Here is a 14,521-nt window from a genome sequence, read left to right as displayed (position 1 = left end):
CAGGTGGTTAGAGCGCACGCCTGATAAGCGTGAGGTCGGTGGTTCGAGTCCACTCGTGCCCATTAATAGGAGAATTACTCAAGAGGCTGAAGAGGACGGTTTGCTAAATCGTTAGGTCGGGTAACTGGCGCAAGGGTTCGAATCCCTTATTCTCCGTTTAATTTCGACTCTCTGTCAACTGTAGTGGGTTGAAGAAAAGCTAAGTTCTAGGAAGGAGACATTTCGTCCTTTCTTTTTTGGTATTCAGAGCGATAAAAAGACTCCATAATATTTGTAGTGGGTACCCCCCTATAAATATTATGGAGCCTATTTTTATGTAGAAAAAAGTTCCATATGATCCATAATGAAAAGCAACCAAACCATCATTAGAAAGAATCATATGGAATAGTTACATTTTATCACAAAATTGTTCGATATCAAAGACCAAAATATCAAGATTTTAGATATCGTCAATAGGGATACTCACAAGGAAATCATCGCGAAACTGGATTACAATGCCCCATCTTGTCCTAGTTCTGGAAGTCAAATGAAGAAATATGACTTTCAAAAACCGTCTAAGATCCCTTACCTAGAAACGACTGGTATTCCTACTAGAATTCTCCTTAAAATGGCTCTTTTTCAACTGTATAGGGCTGCAGAAAAGCTAAAATCTTTATATATTGTCGATTCTATGGTTGTGCTAGTTTATTATTACTTCCAACTCTTGAGTGAAATTTCTCCGCTATTGAGCCAGATTTCTTTTCCGTTATCACATTGAACTAAAAGTTTGCCATTTTCTGAGATATCTTTAGCAAGTCCCTTGTAGTCTTTTTGATCTAGTGTGAAAGTAACTTCTTTTCCTAGAACGAATGACTGTTTTTTGTATAGGTATAATAGTTCTTCTGCTGGTGTTTCGAAGAAAGTCCGCCAGATTTCTATGATTAATTCATTTCTGGTAATAGGTGCTGGTGTTTTAAATAAACTAGCAGCTTTTTCTTTTAATTCCTGAGGAAAGTCTTTAATAGTGAAATTAATACCTACTCCAATAATGATATCTGTGACTAAGCCAGTTTCTACAGAGGTCATTGCCTCAGTAAGGATTCCTCCAATTTTATGATTGTTTAGGTAGATATCATTGACCCATTTTATGTCGACATCAATTAAAGTTAGGTTCTTAATGGCTTTGTAGACAGCTCCTGCTACAAGTAGTGTGTAGGATGGTAATTGGTCATAGGGCAGATTGGGTTTAAGATGGAGTGTCATATAAATGCCACCTTGTGGGGAGTAGAAAGAACGTTGAAAACGTCCTCGGCCAGCTGTTTGATAGGAAGCTAGATAGAGGGTGTTTGCTTCATTTCCTAAATCAATTGCTTCTTTTGCATCGAGTTGTGTTGATCTTGTTTCGGGTTTAAAACTGATTTTAATTGGAAGATTTTGTTCTAGAAGTTCTGGAAGAATAAGGTCTCCGTTCACCAGTTTATAGCCTTTGTTTTTGATACTATCAATTTCAATGCCTTCTTGTTCTAAACGCTTGATGGCTTTCCAAATTGATGTTCGAGTCAGTGATAGTTCTTCTGCAATCTTTTCTCCGCTGATATAATCGGTTTCTTTAGTTAGAATCTGATAGACAGCTTGGTAGGATTTCATGGTGTTTCCTTTCTTTAAGAATAGTATATGATTTGATTTTAGTTTGGATAGTTGCTTCTAATCTATATTTTATTACTACTATTTTAACATATGCCTACTATTTTCGGCACGTTTTTTTAGAGTGAATCTAGTCATTAAGCTTGAGTTGTGAAATCTCAGTATTTTTGCTCCCTTTTTTACCTAGTAAACGTTTCCTTTGTTTTCAAATTGCTAAAAAAGTGGTACAATAAAGGGTAGCTTACTATTATCTGAATCAACTGATTTGGAGAGAAAGGATTCATTTTGAAATCAATAGGCTTTATTGAAAAGCTGAAAGGGTTGTCTAGTAAAGAACTGATTTTATTGGGAATCGTCCTGAGTATCTTTTTACCCTTTTATCTTTTTGTAGTTGTATTCTGTTTATATATTATCAGTTTGATTTTTACAGGAGATATGAAAAGTATTCTTCAGAAAATGGGGGAGCATCCGATGCTACTTCTTTTTCTTGGCTATAGTACTGTTATATCCACTTTTGCTCAAAATTGGATGGGTCTTGTGGCTTCAGTAGGAATTTTTCTATTTACTGTTTTCTTTTTGCACTATCAGTCGATTTTATCACATAAATTCTTTCGATTGATTTTGCAGCTCGTCTTGTTTGGTAGCGTCTTGTCAGCTGCTTTTGCGAGTTTAGAACATTTCCAAATTGTAAAGAAATTTAACTATGCTTTTCTTTCACCCAATATGCAGGTGTGGCATCAAAATCGTGCAGAAGTGACCTTCTTTAATCCTAATTATTATGGAATTATTTGTTGTTTCTGTATCATGATTGCCTTCTATCTGTTTACAACGACCAAGTTGAATTGGTTGAAAGTATTCTGTGTGATTGCAGGCTTTGTGAATCTCTTTGGTTTGAACTTTACGCAAAATCGAACTGCCTTTCCTGCTATTATCGCTGGAGCCATTATTTATCTCTTTACGACCATTAAAAATTGGAAGGCCTTTTGGCTTAGTATTGGGGTCTTTGCGATTGGCTTGAGCTTCCTCTTTTCTAGTGATTTGGGAGTTCGGATGGGGACTTTAGACTCTTCTATGGAAGAACGCATTTCTATCTGGGATGCTGGGATGGCCTTATTTAAGCAAAATCCTTTCTGGGGTGAGGGGCCATTGACCTATATGCACTCGTATCCTCGGATAAATGCTCCTTATCATGAACATGCTCACAGTCTTTATATTGATACGATTCTGAGTTACGGAATTGTAGGGACTATTTTACTAGTTTTGTCTTCTGTGGCTCCTGTTCGCTTGATGATGGATATGAGTCAGGAGTCGGGGAAACGCCCGATTATCGGTCTTTATCTATCTTTCCTTACAGTGGTTGCTGTGCACGGAATCTTTGATCTGGCCCTCTTCTGGATTCAATCAGGTTTCATTTTCTTGCTAGTTATGTGCAGTGTTCCATTGGAGCATCGAACGTTGGTATCGGACATGACGGATTAAGTTTATAAGATTGAAATCTTCTACCTTGGGTAGGAGATTTTTTTACTGGGAAAAATTATTTCTAAATCGAAATAGTTGACAGTTAGAATAATGAGTGTTACAATTATTTTATTCATTTCGATATCGAAATAAATTGGAGGTGTCATGAAAGATAGTCATTTGCTAGCCCATCATATTCGTTTGTTGAATGGGCGGATTTTTCAAAAGTTACTGAGCCAAGATTCTGAGGCTCTTTATAGGGGTGAACAGGGCAAGATTTTAGCGGTTTTATGGAATAGTGAAACTGGCTGCGCAACTGCGACAGATATTGCTTTGGCGACTGGACTTGCTAATAATACGCTGACGACTATGATTAAAAAGCTAGAGGAACAAAATCTTGTAACTATTAGTCCATGTGGAGAAGATAAGCGTAAGAAGTATTTGGTTTTAACAGAGTTGGGGCAGTCTCAGAAAGAAGTGGGGCATCGTGTCAGTCAGAAATTGGATACGATCTTTTACAAAGGATTTTCAGAAGAAGAAATTCGTCAGTTTGAAGCCTTTCAAGAAAGAATTTTGGCTAATCTGAAAGAGGAGGAAAATGAGGTTTAAAATGGAGCAAATTAACTGTTTATAAGTAAAGGCCACTTTTGACTTTGTTTTCCAACTCTTAGGACAAGGAAACTATGTGGTTAGCTATGGTCAGACTCAGATTGGTGGAGTTGCCTATGCTCAGTACGATATCTTCCGTCTAAAAGACGGGAAAATTGTGGAACATTGGGATAATAAGGAAGTCATGCCTAAGGTAGAAGACTTGACCAATCGAGGGAAGTTTTAAATTGAGGACACAGAATGATTGAATACAAAAATGTAGCTTTACGTTACACAGAAAAAGATGTCTTGAGAGATGTTAATTTACGGATTGAGAATGGGGAATTTATGGTTTTAGTTGGGCCATCTGGCTCAGGTAAGACGACCATGATTAAGATGATTAACCGTCTCTTGGAACCGACTGATGGAAATATTTATATGGATAGCAAGCGCATCAAAGACTATGATGAGCGAGAACTTCGTCTTTCTACTGGTTATGTTTTACAGGCTATTGCTCTCTTTCCTAATCTAACGGTAGCGGAAAATATTGCCCTGATTCCTGAGATGAAGGGCTGGACTAAGGAAGAAATTGCTCAGAAAACAGAAGAGCTTTTGGCTAAGGTTGGTTTACCAGTAGCCGAGTATGGGCATCGTTTACCTAGTGAATTATCTGGTGGAGAACAGCAACGGGTCGGTATTGTCCGTGCTATGATTGGTCAGCCTAAGATTCTCCTCATGGATGAGCCTTTTTCAGCCTTGGATGCTATTTCGAGAAAACAGTTGCAGGTTCTGACTAAAGAATTGCATAAAGAGTTTGGGATGACAACTATTTTTGTAACCCATGATACGGATGAGGCCTTGAAGTTGGCGGATCGTATTGCTGTTTTGCAGGATGGAGAAATTCGCCAGGTAGCGAATCCCGAGACCATTTTAAAAGCTCCTGCCACAGAATTTGTAGCAGACTTGTTTGGAGGTAGTGTTCATGACTAATTTAATTGCAACTTTTCAGGATCGTTTTAGTGATTGGTTGACAGCCCTATCTCAACATTTGCAGTTGTCACTTTTGACCTTGTTGTTGGCTATTTTTATCGCGATTCCCTTGGCTGTTTATCTTCGCTATCATGAGAAGTTGGCCGACTGGGTCTTGCAGATTGCAGGGATTTTCCAGACTATTCCGTCTCTGGCCTTGTTGGGGCTCTTTATCCCCTTGATGGGAATTGGAACCTTGCCGGCTTTAACAGCGCTAGTGATTTATGCGATCTTTCCGATTTTACAAAATACCATCACTGGACTCAAGGGAATTGATCCGAATCTGCAAGAGGCTGGGATTGCCTTTGGGATGACTAGGTGGGAGCGTCTCAAGAAGTTTGAAATTCCACTTGCTATGCCTGTTATGATGTCTGGGATTCGGACGGCAGCGGTCTTAATTATCGGTACGGCAACCTTGGCGGCCTTGATTGGGGCGGGAGGACTGGGGTCCTTCATCCTTTTGGGAATTGACCGTAATAATGCCAGCCTGATTTTGATTGGGGCACTTTCTTCTGCAGTGCTTGCCATTGCCTTTAACTTCCTACTAAAAGTGATGGAAAAAGCAAAATTGCGGACGATTTTTTCTGGTTTTGCCTTGGTGACAATATTGCTCGGTCTGTCTTATAGCCCAGCCCTCTTAGCTCAAAAAGAGAAAGAAAACTTGGTTATTGCTGGGAAATTGGGTCCAGAACCAGAAATTTTGGCCAATATGTATAAGTTGCTGATTGAAGAAAATACCAGCATGACTGCTACTGTTAAACCGAATTTTGGGAAAACAAGTTTCCTCTATGAAGCTTTGAAAAAAGGAGATATTGACATCTATCCTGAATTTACTGGTACGGTGACTGAAAGTTTACTTCAGCCATCACCGAAAGTGAGTCATGAACCAGAGCAGGTTTATCAGGTAGCGCGTGATGGCATTGCCAAACAGGATCATCTAGCCTATTTCAAACCCATGTCTTATCAAAATACCTATGCTGTAGCTGTTCCGAAAAAGATTGCTCAAGAATATGGCTTGAAGACCATTTCGGACTTGAAAAAAGTAGAAGGACAGTTGAAAGCTGGCTTTACACTTGAGTTTAATGACCGTGAAGATGGAAATAAGGGCTTGCAATCAATGTATGGTCTCAAGCTTAATGTAGCGACCATGGAGCCAGCCCTTCGCTATCAGGCAATTCAGTCAGGCGATATTCAAATCACGGACGCCTATTCAACTGATGCAGAGTTGGCGCGTTATGATTTGCAGGTCTTGGAAGATGACAAGCAACTCTTCCCACCTTATCAAGGGGCTCCACTGATGAAAGAAGCTCTTCTAAAGAAACATCCAGAGTTGGAAAGAGTTCTCAATAAATTGGCTGGTAAAATTACTGAAAGCCAGATGAGCCAGCTTAACTATCAAGTCGGTGTCGAAGGCAAGTCAGCAGAGCAAGTAGCCAAGGAGTTTCTACAAGAACAAGGTTTGTTGAAGAAATAGCTTGAAAAGCTAAACTCAACTTGGTTAAACGACTATATAGAAGAACGCTCAGACAATGTCGTCTGGGCTTTTTTGATTGTTGAAAAGATGAAAACTCAGTAGCCTAGAAATAAGGCAACTGAGCTCTACTCTGTATTCAATTTTTAGGAATGAGAAGGTCTAGATAAAACTGGACAACTTCCTGGTATGTAAAGTCTTGTCCTTTTTTGAGCCACCAGGTCAATGTCTCGATAAAGTTGGACACGACCAAGTGTTGGAGGTAAGAAGTAGGCAGATTAGTGTGGGCTTCTTTTAACTCATCAGCCAACATGGGATAGACATGGTGTTCTAGCTCTTTATGGAGTTGACGGAGGAAGTAGTCATTTTTGGAAAATAGCAGACTGGTAACATGGTCCTGGTTTTTCTGAAAATGTAAAAAGATATGTGCGAGGTAGTCCTCGGTAGTAAAGTGTCCTTCCCTTTCAAAGAGATGATGAAAGAGGTAGCGACAGAGCTCATCTAAAAGGAGTTCCTTGCTTTCATAGTGACAGTAAAAAGTAGAACGCCCAACATCTGCTAGGTCAATGATATCCTGAACAGTAGTGGCATCATAGCCTTTGTCGTTCAAAAGTTGTAAAAAAGCTTGATAGATGGCTTTTTTCGTCTTGCTGACTCGACGGTCTCTTTTTGGCATGTAGACACTTGAGACAAACTGTTCAGAACTGAACATGGCTGACAGTTTGCTTCTATCCTTTCTTTGAATTTTATTAGATAATACAAATGAAAGAAGTATGTATATACCCATTATACCAAAGGAGGGAGAGAAATGAGTTCTAAAACATCTATCTGGTTAGCTTTTTTCTTAAATTTAAGCTATGCGATTGTTGAGTTTATCGCAGGAGGAATCTTTGGTTCGAGTGCAGTTCTTGCTGATTCCGTTCATGACTTGGGAGATGCTATAGCCATTGGCATCTCAGCCCTTTTAGAAACAATTTCAAACCGTGAAGAAGATAGACAGTACACCTTGGGTTACAAACGTTTTAGTCTTTTAGGAGCCATGCTAACGGCTGTGATTCTTATGATAGGGTCTGTCCTAGTGATCTTGGAAAATGTCACAAAGATTGTTCACCCGCAACCCGTCAATGAGGAAGGCATCCTCTGGCTGGGAATCATTGCAGTAGCCATTAATGTGCTAGCAAGTCTGGTAGTTCGTAAGGGGAAAACAAAGAACGAGTCAATTCTTAGCCTGCATTTTTTGGAAGACACTCTTGGTTGGTTGGCCGTCATTCTAATGGCGATTATTCTTCGATTTACGGACTGGTATATCCTCGATCCGCTTTTATCACTAGTTATTTCTATCTTTATTCTGTCGAAAGCCATTCCTCGCTTTTGGAGCGCACTGAAAATTTTCCTAGATGCTGTGCCAGAAGGAGTCGAGACAAGTGATTTGGAGAAGGATTTAGAGGCTCTACCCAATGTCAACAGTGTCAATCAACTTAGCATTTGGTCCATGGATGGTCTAGAGAATAATGCTATTGTTCACATTTGTATCAAGGACTGGGAACAGATGATGGAAACCAAAGAAGTGGTGCGTCAATGTTTAGAAGAAAGAGGCGTGCAGAATATCACTATTGAAGTAGATAGCAGTCAAAGCAATCATGCGCAACATAAGCGGAGGGTGAGAGAATTAGAGCAGAAGCATGGGCATCATCATTAGAAAAGCGACCTCGCTAGAGGTCGTTTTGTTATCCTATTCATTCCTTGTACTTTCTCTCAGAGTCAGTCTGGTTCCCAACATGGTTAGGCTAGGGATTTTGCGACCGTGGAGTACTTCCTTATTAAGAATATCCATGCCTGCTCTGCCCATTTCTTCGGTATAGACGGTGATGCTGGAGAGGGGAGGATAGACCTGTTTGGTCAGACTAGTGTCGTTAAAGGAAATGAGGCTGACACAGTCTGGTAGGCTGATTCCAGCTTCTTGGAGCGCACGGAGGGCACCGATGGCTAAACTATCGCTAGCTGCAAAAAATGCTGGCGGGAGTTGATCTCCCAAACTCTGAATAGCCTCCTTCATCAAGTCATAGCCAGACTGGGCAGTAAAGCTTCCTTGAAAGACCAGTTCATCATGATAGATTCCCTTCGCTTGACTGTAGTTTCTGAAATTTTCTAGCCGCTTGTCCTGAATGATTTCTTCTTGGTCAGTTGTTTCTTCAAGGCCTGTTAGAATCCCGATACGGTCCATTCCTTGGCTAAGGAAATAATCGACAACCTGTTTCATGGCAGTGTAAAAGTCTGTGATAATGCAGGTATGTCCTAGCGAAAGAGTATCACTGTCTAGAAAGACAAGAGGCTTTTGGTATTCTTCAAAGGCAGAAATCTGAGTTCGGCTAAACTTTCCGATGCAGAGAATCCCGATGACTTCCTCGCTCAGTGTAAAAGGATGGTCATTAAAATAGCGTAAAATATCATAGTCCAGTTCTTGGGCTCTTTTTTCTATTCCTAGGCGAATCTGGTAGTAGTAGAGATCGTCTAGCTCCCCTTGTTCGCTGACCCATTGGATAATGGCAATCTTTTGCTTGGGCTTGTGGGACTCGCCTGTCTTGAGGTGCTTAGTGTAGCCCAACTCTTCAGCAACGGTTAAAATACGGTGTCTGGTTTCTTCTGTAACAGATAGGCTCTGGTCGCGATTGAGGACGCGGGATACGGTCGCGATAGAGACAGAGGCTAGCTGTGCAATGTCTTTTAAGGTAGCCATAAATCCTCCTCCTTTTAGGTTAGTATATCATATTTTTCTGTATTTTACTGATAGTTTAGTAAAATTTTAGTAAAAAGGATTGACCTTGGGAAATCCCTTGGATACAATAGAAGAAAACGATTACACGTTAAGGTGACTTAACGCACAGTAAAAGGAGAATTCATATGACACAACATCTTACTGCTGAAGCTCTTCGTAAAGATTTTCTTGCTGTTTTTGGTCAAGAAGCAGATCAAACTTTCTTTTCACCAGGCCGTATCAATTTGATTGGTGAACACACGGACTATAATGGTGGACATGTATTTCCAGCAGCCATTTCCTTAGGAACATATGGGGCAGCTCGCAAGCGTGAAGACCAAGTTTTGCGTTTCTACTCAGCTAACTTTGAGGACAAGGGCATTATCGAAGTGCCTCTAGCGGATCTCAAGTTTGAAAAAGAGCACAACTGGACCAACTATCCAAAAGGTGTCCTTCATTTCTTGCAAGAAGCTGGGCACGTGATTGACAAAGGTTTTGATTTTTATGTTTATGGGAATATCCCAAATGGTGCTGGCTTGTCTTCTTCAGCATCCCTTGAACTCTTAACAGGAGTCGTGGCAGAGCATCTCTTTGATTTAAAATTAGAGCGTCTCGATTTGGTTAAAATCGGAAAACAAACAGAAAACAACTTTATCGGAGTCAACTCTGGTATCATGGACCAATTTGCTATTGGTATGGGTGCTGACCAACGTGCTATTTACCTAGATACTAATACTCTAGAATACGACTTGGTGCCACTTGATTTGAAAGACAATGTTGTTGTCATCATGAACACCAACAAACGTCGTGAATTGGCAGACTCTAAATACAATGAACGCCGTGCTGAATGTGAAAAAGCAGTGGAAGAATTGCAAGCATCCTTAGATATTCAGACCTTGGGTGAATTGGATGAGTGGGCCTTTGACCAATACAGCTATCTGATTAAAGATGAAAATCGTTTGAAACGTGCTCGCCATGCTGTGCTTGAAAACCAACGTACCCTCAAAGCTCAAGCAGCTCTTCAAGCAGGAGATTTGGAAACATTTGGTCGTTTGATGAATGCATCTCACGTTTCCCTTGAACATGATTATGAAGTAACTGGCTTGGAATTGGATACTCTTGTTCACACAGCTTGGGCACAAGAAGGTGTTCTCGGTGCTCGTATGACGGGTGCAGGTTTTGGTGGATGTGCCATTGCCTTGGTGCAAAAAGACACTGTTGAGGCCTTTAAGGAAGCTGTAGGCAAACACTACGAGGAAGTAGTTGGCTACGCTCCAAGCTTCTATATCGCTGAAGTTGCAGGTGGCACTCGCGTCCTTGGCTAGTCAAAAGGAGGCTCTATAGTGACCTTAGTAGATAAATTTGTAACACATGTCATTTCTGAAAGTTCATATGAGGAAATGGATCGAATCTACCTGACCAATCATGTCTTGGCACGAGTGGGAGATGGTGTTTTGGAAGTTGAGACCAATCTGGATAAATTGATTGACCTCAAGGACCAGCTGGTTGAGGAAGCCGTTCGATTAGAGACGATTGAGGATAGTCAGACTGCGCGTGAAATCCTTGGTGCTGAACTAATGGACTTGGTGACTCCTTGTCCGAGTCAGATCAATCGTGACTTTTGGGAAACCTATGCCCACTCTCCTGAGCAAGCGATAGAGGATTTTTACCAACTCAGTCAGAAGAATGACTACATCAAACTCAAGGCCATTGCTAAAAATATCGCTTATCGTGTTCCATCTGATTACGGTGAACTTGAAATTACCATCAACCTCTCTAAGCCTGAAAAGGATCCGAAAGAGATTGCGGCAGCCAAGTTGGTGCAAGCTAGTAATTATCCTCAGTGTCAGCTTTGTCTAGAGAATGAGGGCTACCATGGTCGAGTCAACCACCCAGCCCGTAGCAACCACCGTATTATCCGCTTTGAAATGGCGGGTCAGGAGTGGGGGTTCCAGTATTCGCCCTATGCTTACTTTAACGAGCACTGTATTTTCTTAGATGGCCAGCATCGTCCCATGGCTATCAGTCGTCAGAGTTTTGAGCGTCTGCTAGCTATCGTAGAGCAGTTTCCAGGATACTTTGCTGGATCTAATGCCGACTTGCCGATTGTGGGAGGCTCTATTCTAACTCATGACCACTATCAGGGAGGCCGTCACGTATTTCCTATGGAATTGGCTCCTTTGCAAAAGGCCTTCCGATTTGCTGGTTTTGAGCAGGTCAAGGTTGGCATTGTCAAGTGGCCCATGTCTGTTCTACGCTTGACGTCGGATTCCAAAGAGGATTTGATCAACTTGGCTGATAAGATTTTGCAGGAATGGCGTCAGTATTCAGATCCTAGTGTGCAGATTTTGGCAGAAACAGACGGGACACCGCATCACACCATCACACCTATAGCGCGCAAGCGTGATGGACAGTTTGAGTTAGACTTAGTCTTGAGAGACAATCAGACTTCTGCAGAACATCCTGATGGCATCTATCATCCTCACAAGGATGTCCAACATATCAAGAAGGAAAATATCGGCTTGATTGAGGTCATGGGTTTGGCAATCTTGCCACCACGTCTGAAAGCAGAAGTGGAGCAAGTCGCTAGCTATCTTGTAGGAGAAGCTGTTACAGTTTCCGATTATCATCAGGAATGGGCAGACCAACTTAGAGCCCAATATCCAGCCCTAACAGATAAAGAAAAAGCCCTTGAAATCGTCAAGGACTCTGTTGGTGCTATCTTTGCGCGTGTGCTTGAGGACGCAGGAGTCTACAAGCAGACAGAACAAGGACAGGAAGCCTTTATGCGCTTTGTGGAGAAGGTCGGAATTTTGCCAGACTAGGAGCTTTCTCCTTGCACAGTCCTATAAAAAGTAGTATCATAGTGTCGTTTGAAATATCAGGAGGAAACAATGAAAGACTTTCATTTTGACGCTATATCTGCCTTTGAAAATTACGAAATTGAACAAATGAGAGATGGTCACGTTGTGGTGACGACCAAAGTAGTGGACTCGTCGCTCAACTACTATGGCAATGCCCATGGTGGTTATCTCTTTACCCTTTGCGACCAGATCAGTGGTTTGGTGGTTATCTCGCTGGGGCTTGATGGAGTGACACTCCAGTCTTCTATCAACTACCTCAAAGCAGGAAAACTCGACGATGTGCTGACCATTAAAGGAGAATGCGTCCATAAAGGTCGCACAACCTGTGTCGTGGATGTGGATATCACCAATCAAGAAGGCAGAAACGTCTGCAAAGCAACCTTCACCATGTTTGTCACAGGCCAACGGTCAGAAGATAGACAAGTAAGGATATAGAGAAACAAAAAAAAAGAGGCGTACACCTCTTTTTCTTATTTCTTTTTATGATTTAATACAGCATTGAGTACAATGGCGAGTAGGCTGGCTACGACGATTCCGTTTGAGAAGAACATTTGGAAGGCTGTCGGCATGCTGACAAAGAGATTGCTGTTATTTAGACCGACACCTGCAGCGATTGAAACAGCTGCGATAAGGAAGTTGTGTTCATTGTTAGCAAAGTCAACACGAGCGAGGATTTGCATCCCTTGAATCGATACAAAACCAAACATCACCAGCATGGCACCACCGAGGACAGGGCTCGGAATGATTTGAGCAAGGGCACCAAACTTAGGAAGGAGTCCAAGGAGAACCAGGAAACCAGCCGCGTAGTAGATTGGCAGGCGAGTCTTGATACCTGATAATTTAACCAAACCAACGTTTTGTGAAAATCCTGTGTAAGGGAAGGTGTTAAAGATTCCTCCGAGAAGTACGGCCAAACCTTCTGCGCGGTAACCGTTGCGAAGGCGCGTGCTGTCGATTGGGTCTTTTGTGATATCAGACAAGGCTAAGTAAACACCAGTCGACTCAACCATAGACACCGTTGCGATGATACACATCATGACAATAGATGAGATTTCAAAGGTTGGCATCCCAAAGTAGAGGGGAGTTGGGACATGGACAAGTGGTGCTGCCGCAACAGGAGAGAAGTCAACCAATCCCATGCTAGCAGCAATGGCAGTTCCAACAACCAGACCAATCAAAATGGAGATAGATTTGATAAATCCTTTGGTAAAGATGTTAATCAAGAGGATAATCAGAACAGTAATAGCGGCAAGCAAGAGACTTTGACCAGTTGGCTCTGGAACGTTGTTTCCCATATTTCCAATAGCGACAGGAATCAAGGTTAATCCAATTGTTGTGATAACAGATCCTGTTACGATAGATGGGAAGAGATTGGCCACTTTTGAGAAGATGCCTGAAACAAGAACCACGTAAATCCCTGATGCGATAAGGGCACCAAACATAGCACCACTACCATGGCTTTGCCCAATCATAATCAAAGGAGCGACCGACTGGAAAGCAACTCCTAGAACGACTGGTAGCCCAATCCCAAAGTATTTGTTGAGTTGGAGTTGGAGGAAGGTCGCCACTCCACACATGAAGATATCTGTGGAAATCAGGTAGGTTAACTGCTCAGCCGAATAGCCAAGGGCTGTCGCAATCATGATGGGAACTAGGATGGATCCTGAGTACATGGCTAGTAAGTGCTGCAAGCCAAGAACGGCTGCTTGCGAATGTTTTTCTTGAGTTTGCATTAGAGATCTGCCTCCTTAAATACGACTTGACCATTTTCAAAACGATCCAAACGAGCGAGTGATAGAACAGGGTAGCCTGCTTTTTCAAGCAAATCACGGCCATCTTGGAAAGATTTTTCAATCACAATACCGATAGCTTCGACTGTGGCTCCAGCCTGTTCGATGATTTGAATCAAGCCTTTGGCAGCTTGGCCATTAGCAAGGAAATCGTCGATAATCAAGACCTTGTCCTCTGGTGAGAGGAATTTTCCAGCGATAGAAACGGTGCTGGTCACTTGCTTGGTAAAGGAGTAAACTTCGGCAGTTAAGATGCCTTCGTTCATAGTGATGTTTTTAGCTTTTTTAGCGAAAATCATGGGAACGTTTAAGGCTTCGGCTGTAAAAACGGCTGGTGCAATACCCGACGCTTCAATGGTTACGACCTTGGTAATACCAGCAGAAGCAAATTTTTCCGCAAAAACCTTACCGATTTCTCGCATCAAGCTAAAGTCAACTTGGTGAGTTAAAAAGGAATCCACCTTGAGAATGTTATCACCCAAGATATGCCCATCCTTGAGGATGCGCTCTTCTAATAATTTCATAAGACCTCCTAAAGTCTAAAAGCTAATCCATTCGCTTGTTTCAGATTTTTATCCAGTACAAACTGATAGAAAAAAGACCTACTTAATCTCTAAGTAAGTCCCCAAAATAGGCATGGCAAAAAAGACCATCCCCTCAAGCTAACTTACTTATTGTTAGGTGTTCCGGCACCTTGTAGAAACGTCGCGCCAATTCACGACATAAACAAGTAAAATGATATTCAATTTTAAATAGGCTTGAGCCAATGTTTTTATTTTACACTAAATAACTTTAGAAATCAAATATTTTGTTAGTGTTTTGGTTTGAAAAGCGAACAATTAGAAGTAAGATGAACAAAAACTCCATTGTAAGCTAACATTTATACTCAATGAAAATCAAAGAGCAAACTAGGAAGCTAGCCGCAGGCTGTACTTGAGTACGG

Annotated in this window: 13 protein-coding genes, 1 tRNA gene, 2 pseudogenes and 1 riboswitch; of the genes and pseudogenes, 11 read left to right on the top strand and 5 right to left on the bottom strand. The window is 41.6% G+C overall.

Going from position 1 to position 14,521, the window contains the following annotated elements:
• The first annotated feature begins 68 nt into the window (after positions 1 to 68).
• Together ADH52_RS03830 and ADH52_RS10680 are read left to right on the top strand one after the other, a co-directional pair.
• A tRNA-Ser gene (locus tag ADH52_RS03830) sits at positions 69 to 156 on the top strand.
• A gap of 241 nt (positions 157 to 397) precedes the next feature.
• Positions 398 to 646 (top strand): annotated as a pseudogene (locus ADH52_RS10680) (ISL3 family transposase); the annotation flags it as partial.
• A 44-nt stretch (positions 647 to 690) separates the two neighbouring features.
• Here ADH52_RS10680 and birA read toward each other — a convergent pair.
• Entirely contained in the window at positions 691 to 1,626 is a 936-nt protein-coding gene (gene birA / locus ADH52_RS03820; RefSeq protein WP_049510207.1) for a bifunctional biotin--[acetyl-CoA-carboxylase] ligase/biotin operon repressor BirA, read from the bottom strand.
• A 282-nt stretch (positions 1,627 to 1,908) separates the two neighbouring features.
• Here birA and ADH52_RS03815 point away from each other — a divergent pair, with 282 nt between their 5' ends.
• The 5 genes and pseudogenes from ADH52_RS03815 to ADH52_RS03800 all read left to right on the top strand — a co-directional run bounded on the left by ADH52_RS03815 (position 1,909) and on the right by ADH52_RS03800 (position 6,172).
• A complete protein-coding gene (locus ADH52_RS03815) occupies positions 1,909 to 3,102 on the top strand; it encodes an O-antigen ligase family protein (protein WP_049510205.1) in 1,194 nt (397 codons plus the stop codon).
• Positions 3,103 to 3,246: 144 nt separating this feature from the next.
• Positions 3,247 to 3,690 carry a MarR family winged helix-turn-helix transcriptional regulator gene (locus ADH52_RS03810; RefSeq protein ID WP_049510203.1) on the top strand — a complete coding sequence of 148 codons (444 nt, stop codon included), beginning with the start codon at positions 3,247 to 3,249 and terminating at the stop codon, positions 3,688 to 3,690.
• 34 nt (positions 3,691 to 3,724) lie between these two features.
• A pseudogene (locus ADH52_RS10905) lies at positions 3,725 to 3,916 on the top strand (polyketide cyclase); the annotation flags it as partial.
• Positions 3,917 to 3,930: 14 nt separating this feature from the next.
• Complete coding sequence (locus tag ADH52_RS03805) at positions 3,931 to 4,659, top strand: ABC transporter ATP-binding protein (protein ID WP_049510202.1); 729 nt, start codon at positions 3,931 to 3,933, stop codon at positions 4,657 to 4,659.
• Positions 4,652 to 6,172, top strand: a complete 1,521-nt coding sequence (locus tag ADH52_RS03800) for an ABC transporter permease/substrate-binding protein (RefSeq protein WP_049510200.1) — start codon at positions 4,652 to 4,654, stop codon at positions 6,170 to 6,172. The genes ADH52_RS03805 and ADH52_RS03800 overlap by 8 nt, the downstream gene beginning before the upstream one ends.
• 136 nt (positions 6,173 to 6,308) lie before the next feature.
• Here ADH52_RS03800 and ADH52_RS03795 read toward each other — a convergent pair whose 3' ends face one another.
• Complete coding sequence (locus ADH52_RS03795) at positions 6,309 to 6,845, bottom strand: TetR/AcrR family transcriptional regulator (RefSeq protein ID WP_004235331.1); 537 nt, start codon at positions 6,843 to 6,845, stop codon at positions 6,309 to 6,311.
• Positions 6,846 to 6,977: 132 nt separating this feature from the next.
• Here ADH52_RS03795 and ADH52_RS03790 point away from each other — a divergent pair, with 132 nt between their 5' ends.
• Positions 6,978 to 7,868, top strand: coding sequence for a cation diffusion facilitator family transporter (locus ADH52_RS03790; RefSeq protein ID WP_000095928.1), 891 nt, complete (start codon positions 6,978 to 6,980; stop codon positions 7,866 to 7,868).
• A 33-nt stretch (positions 7,869 to 7,901) separates the two neighbouring features.
• On the opposite strand, the gene galR is transcribed toward ADH52_RS03790, so the two are convergent.
• Positions 7,902 to 8,906: a DNA-binding transcriptional regulator GalR gene (gene galR, locus ADH52_RS03785; RefSeq protein WP_049510198.1), complete on the bottom strand. Its 1,005-nt coding sequence runs from the start codon at positions 8,904 to 8,906 to the stop codon at positions 7,902 to 7,904.
• A 164-nt stretch (positions 8,907 to 9,070) separates the two neighbouring features.
• Here galR and ADH52_RS03780 point away from each other — a divergent pair, with 164 nt between their 5' ends.
• From ADH52_RS03780 to ADH52_RS03770, 3 genes are all read left to right on the top strand, one after another.
• Positions 9,071 to 10,249: a galactokinase gene (locus tag ADH52_RS03780; protein ID WP_049510195.1), complete on the top strand. Its 1,179-nt coding sequence runs from the start codon at positions 9,071 to 9,073 to the stop codon at positions 10,247 to 10,249.
• An 18-nt stretch (positions 10,250 to 10,267) separates the two neighbouring features.
• Positions 10,268 to 11,749 (top strand): UDP-glucose--hexose-1-phosphate uridylyltransferase, encoded by a 1,482-nt coding sequence (locus ADH52_RS03775; RefSeq protein WP_049510193.1) that lies wholly within the window; start codon positions 10,268 to 10,270, stop codon positions 11,747 to 11,749.
• Between the two features lie 69 nt (positions 11,750 to 11,818).
• Positions 11,819 to 12,223, top strand: coding sequence for a PaaI family thioesterase (locus ADH52_RS03770; RefSeq protein ID WP_049510190.1), 405 nt, complete (start codon positions 11,819 to 11,821; stop codon positions 12,221 to 12,223).
• Positions 12,224 to 12,258: 35 nt separating this feature from the next.
• Here the strand turns inward: ADH52_RS03770 and ADH52_RS03765 are convergent, their stop codons facing one another.
• Both ADH52_RS03765 and ADH52_RS03760 read right to left on the bottom strand, forming a co-directional pair.
• Positions 12,259 to 13,521, bottom strand: coding sequence for a nucleobase:cation symporter-2 family protein (locus ADH52_RS03765; protein ID WP_001194477.1), 1,263 nt, complete (start codon positions 13,519 to 13,521; stop codon positions 12,259 to 12,261).
• A complete protein-coding gene (locus tag ADH52_RS03760; RefSeq protein WP_000770415.1) occupies positions 13,521 to 14,102 on the bottom strand; it encodes a xanthine phosphoribosyltransferase in 582 nt (193 codons plus the stop codon). Before ADH52_RS03760 ends, ADH52_RS03765 begins: the two co-directional genes overlap by 1 nt.
• 130 nt (positions 14,103 to 14,232) lie before the next feature.
• Positions 14,233 to 14,328, bottom strand: a riboswitch (purine riboswitch).
• Positions 14,329 to 14,521: the final 193 nt, after the last annotated feature.

This window comes from Streptococcus pseudopneumoniae (genome assembly GCF_001072665.1).
Classification (GTDB): domain Bacteria; phylum Bacillota; class Bacilli; order Lactobacillales; family Streptococcaceae; genus Streptococcus; species Streptococcus pseudopneumoniae_S.
The sequence above is the reverse complement of the archived record's forward strand: the minus strand, read 5'-3'. Positions and strand labels throughout refer to the sequence as shown.

Bases quoted from the DNA above. Each gene is read 5' to 3' on its own strand.
- ADH52_RS03800 (WP_049510200.1), top strand. From the start codon at position 4,652: ATGACTAATTTAATTGCAACTTTTCAGGATCGTTTTAGTGATTGGTTG.
- ADH52_RS03770 (WP_049510190.1), top strand. From the start codon at position 11,819: ATGAAAGACTTTCATTTTGACGCTATATCTGCCTTTGAAAATTACGAA.
- birA (WP_049510207.1), bottom strand. From the start codon at position 1,626: ATGAAATCCTACCAAGCTGTCTATCAGATTCTAACTAAAGAAACCGAT.
- ADH52_RS03765 (WP_001194477.1), bottom strand. From the start codon at position 13,521: ATGCAAACTCAAGAAAAACATTCGCAAGCAGCCGTTCTTGGCTTGCAG.
- galR (WP_049510198.1), bottom strand. From the start codon at position 8,906: ATGGCTACCTTAAAAGACATTGCACAGCTAGCCTCTGTCTCTATCGCG.
- ADH52_RS03795 (WP_004235331.1), bottom strand. From the start codon at position 6,845: ATGCCAAAAAGAGACCGTCGAGTCAGCAAGACGAAAAAAGCCATCTAT.
- ADH52_RS03790 (WP_000095928.1), top strand. From the start codon at position 6,978: ATGAGTTCTAAAACATCTATCTGGTTAGCTTTTTTCTTAAATTTAAGC.
- ADH52_RS03780 (WP_049510195.1), top strand. From the start codon at position 9,071: ATGACACAACATCTTACTGCTGAAGCTCTTCGTAAAGATTTTCTTGCT.
- ADH52_RS03810 (WP_049510203.1), top strand. From the start codon at position 3,247: ATGAAAGATAGTCATTTGCTAGCCCATCATATTCGTTTGTTGAATGGG.
- ADH52_RS03760 (WP_000770415.1), bottom strand. From the start codon at position 14,102: ATGAAATTATTAGAAGAGCGCATCCTCAAGGATGGGCATATCTTGGGT.
- ADH52_RS03805 (WP_049510202.1), top strand. From the start codon at position 3,931: ATGATTGAATACAAAAATGTAGCTTTACGTTACACAGAAAAAGATGTC.